Source organism: Streptomyces sichuanensis, from assembly GCF_020328095.1.
Classification (GTDB): Bacteria; Actinomycetota; Actinomycetes; order Streptomycetales; family Streptomycetaceae; genus Streptomyces; species Streptomyces cinnamoneus.
The window spans coordinates 1-3,936 of sequence record NZ_JAIXMK010000233.1; the positions used below are offsets into that span (position 1 = coordinate 1).

The 3,936-nt window shown below is 73.7% G+C and carries 1 protein-coding gene; it reads right to left on the reverse strand.

Annotation, left to right across the window (positions count from 1 at the left end; all coding sequences use genetic code 11):
• A partial coding sequence (locus tag LE181_RS31515; RefSeq protein ID WP_225664999.1) for an SDR family NAD(P)-dependent oxidoreductase occupies positions 1-3,936 on the reverse strand: 3,936 nt, incomplete at both ends.

Consider the following 3,936-nt stretch of genomic DNA (forward strand, 5'->3'; position numbering starts at 1 on the left):
GCCGCTGCGAGCCCTGGCCCGAGAACAGGAAACCGACCTTGTCCGCGGTGCGGGCCCGCCCGGCCACGACGTTCGCGGCCGGTTCGCCGGCGGCAAGAGCCGCCAGCCCCGCCCGGAGCTCGTCCCGGTCGGCGCCGACCACCGCAGCCCGGTGTTCCAGCACCGACCGCGTCGTCGCCGTCGAGAATCCGGCGTCGGCCAGTGGCACGTCGCGGTCCACGAAGGACAGCAGGCGCTCCGCCTGTGCCCTCAACGCCGTCTCCGTCTTTCCGGACAGCACCCACGGCACGGGCACGGGCGCGCTCACCGGCGCGGGGCCGTGTTCCCCGGCCGGCTCGACGGCCGGGGCCGCGGGCGCCTCCTCAATGATCGTGTGGGCGTTGGTGCCGCTGATCCCGAACGAGGACACCGCCGCCCGGCGCGGAAGGTCGCCCGCGGGCCACTCCACCGTCTCGGTCAGCAGCCGCACGGAGCCGGTGGACCAGTCCACGTGCGCGGTCGGCTCGTCGACGTGCAGGGTCTGCGGGAGCAGGCCGTTGCGCATCGCCATGACCATCTTGATCACACCCGCCACACCGGCGGCGGCCTGCGTGTGACCGATGTTGGACTTGACCGACCCCAGCCACAGCGGCTGTTCCTCGGTCCGGCCCTGGCCGTAGGTGGCGAGCAGGGCCTGGGCCTCGATGGGGTCGCCCAGCTTCGTGCCCGTACCGTGCGCCTCGACGGCGTCCACATCCGCCGGCGAGAGGCCGGCGGACGCCAGGGCCTGGCGGATCACCCGCTGCTGCGACGGGCCGTTCGGCGCCGTCAGACCGTTCGACGCACCGTCCTGGTTCACCGCGGTACCCCGTACGACCGCCAGCACCTGGTGACCGTTGCGCTCGGCATCGCTCAGCCGCTCGACGAGCAGCAGGCCGACGCCTTCGCCCCAGCCGGTGCCGTCGGCCCCGGCCGCGAACGCCTTGCAGCGGCCGTCCGGCGACAGCCCGCGCTGCCGGCTGAACTCCACGAACATGTCCGGCGTGGTCATCACGGTGACACCGCCGACGAGGGCCATCGTGCACTCGCCGCTGCGCAGCGCCTGGGCGGCCAGGTGCAGCGCCACCAGGGACGACGAGCATGCCGTGTCCACGGTGACGGCCGGGCCCTCAAGGCCGAACGCGTAGGAGATGCGGCCGGAGACGACCGAGGCCGCCTTGCCGGTGAGTGCGTAGCTCTCGATTTCCCGGGGTGCGTTGCGCAGTCCGTTGGCGTAGTCCTGGCCGTTCGTACCGATGAAGACGCCGGTACGGCTGGTGCGTACGGACGCGGGGGCGATGCCGGCGCGCTCGAACGCCTCCCAGGCGGTCTCCAGCAGCAGTCGCTGCTGCGGGTCCATCGCCAGGGCTTCTCGCGGCGAGATCCCGAAGAGAGCGGCGTCGAAGCGGTCTGCGCCCTGGATGAAGCCCCCTTCGCGGGCGTACGTCCTGCCGGGCCGGTCGGGGTCCGGGTCGTAGAGCGAGTCGATGTCCCAGCCGCGGTCGGTGGGGAACCCGGACACCGCGTCCCGGCCCGATCGCAGGAGCTCCCACAGCTCCTCCGGCGACTCGACGCCGCCGGGGAACCGGCAGCTCATGCCGACGATCGCGATGGGCTCGTCGGCCGGGACTGCGGTGACGGCCACGGGGCCCGAGCCCTGCGGGCCGTCCGCTGCGAGCCCGTGCCGGCCGAGGAGTTCCTCGCGCAGCTGGCGGGCCAGTGCGGTGGGCGTCGGGTGGTCGAAGACCAGCGTGGTGGGCAGCTTGAGGCCGGTGGCCGCATTGAGCCGGTGGCGCAGTTCGACGGCGGTGAGCGAGTCGAATCCGGTCTCGCGGAACGTCCGGTCCGCGTCGAAGGCCCCCTTGCCGGTGTGGCCGAGCACGGTGGCGGCCTGCTCACGGACCAGGTCCAGCAGGATGCGCTCCTGCTCCCCCGGCGTGCCGCCCATGAGGCGGGTGACCAGTGCGGACGCGGGCACTGCCGTGCTCCGTGCCGCCTCGGCCAGCGCTTCGAGGGCCGTGCGGGCCTCGGGAACCCCCTGCAGCAGGGGGCACGGACGCGTGCCGGCGAAGGCGGGGACGAAGCGGTCCCAGTCCACGTCGGCGACGGTCACGCAGGTCTCGCCGTGGGTCAGCGCGCCGTGCAGCACGGCGATCGCGGGCGGTGCGGCGATCGCCCGGACGCCACGCCGCCGCAGGTGGTCGCCGGCGGCGCCGTCGGCCATGCCGCCGTCGGCCCACGAGCCCCACGCGATGGCCAGGGCGGTCAGGCCGTTCGCCCGTCGCTGCTCGGCGAGGGCGTCGAGGAAGGCGTTCGCGGCACCGTACGCGCCCTGGCCGCCGTTGCCCCAGACACCGGTCATCGACGAGAACATCACGAAGGCGTCGAGGTCGTCCTGACGGTCCCGGGTGAGCTCGTGCAGGTTGAGCGCTGCGTCCACCTTGGGGCGCAGCACGTGGTTCAGCCGCTCGGGCGTGAGCGATTCGACCAGGCCGTCGTCGAGTACGCCCGCGGTGTGCACCACGGCGTTCACGGTGTGCCGGCCGAGCAGTTCGGCGAGCGCGGTCCGGTCGGCCACGTCGCAGGCGGCGACGGTGACGCGGGCGCCCAGTTCCTCAAGCTCCGCCGTGAGTGCGGCGGCGCCCGGGGCGTCGGGGCCGCGGCGGCTGGTGAGCAGCAGGTGTTCGGCTCCGGCGGTGGCGAGCCAGCGGGCCACGTGGCCGCCGAGCGCACCCGTGCCGCCGGTCACGAGCACGGTGCCGCGCGGCGCCCACGGCGCGTCGACCGCTGCCGCGCTCTGCGGCGCACGGACCAGCCGGCGGCCCGACACACCGGAGGCGCGTACGGCGAGCTGGTCCTCGTCTGCCTGGGTCAGCAGACCGGCCAGCCGCTCCGTCGAACGGGAGTCGAGTTCGGCGGGCACGTCGACGAGCCCGCCCCACCGCTGCGGCTGCTCCAGGGCGACGACCCTGCCCAGACCCCAGACCTGTGCGGCGACGGGGTCGGTGAGCGGGTCCGAGGTGCCGGTCGACACCGCGCCGCTGGTCACGCACCACAGCGGGGCCTCGATCCCGGCGTCGCCGAGAGCCTGGACGAGCAGGACGAGACGCTGGAGCGCGCCCCCTCCTGCAGCGGCGAACACGATGCCCTCGGCCGCCTGTCCGGCCTCCGCGAGCAGGTGCGTCAACGACTGGCGGTCGGTGTCCTCGGGCACGACGAGCGGAACGAGGTCGACGCCGAGCTCCGTGAGCCCGGTGCGCATCGCCGCCGTCCACTCGGTCTCTTCGGGTGCTGCGAAGAGCCAGGTCCCCGACGGGGTGGCGCCGATGTCACCGAGCGGCTGCCAGGAGATCCGGTAGCGCCAACCGTCGGCCGTCGACTGCTCGCGCCGCTGCCGACGCCAGTCGGACAGCCTGGGTGCGACCACGTCGAGCTCGGCGGACGGCAGCCCCAGGAGTGCACCGAGGGATTCGCGGTCCTCGCTCTCGACGATGTCCCAGAACTCGGCGTCCAGGGCACCCGGGGCGCCGAGGGCCGCTGCTTGCGGCGCATCGAGCCAGTAGCGCTCGCGCTGGAAGGCATACGTCGGCAGGTCGACACGCCGGCCGCGGGGGAAGAAGGCGTGCCAGTCCGGGGAGACACCGTGGGTGTGGAGCTGACCGAGAGCGGTGACGATCGCCGGCGGCTCGGGACGGTCGGCACGCAGGACGGGCACGGTGACGACCTCGTCCGCCTCCAGGCAGTTCTGCGTCATCCCGCTCAGAACACCGCCGGGACCGACCTCCACGAACGTCGTCACACCCAGCTCGTGCAGGGTCTGCACACCGTCGGCGAAACGAACCGCCTCACGGACGTGACGGACCCAGTAGTCCGGCGTGTACGAGTCCGCCAGCCCGCCGGTGAGGTTGGAGACCACCG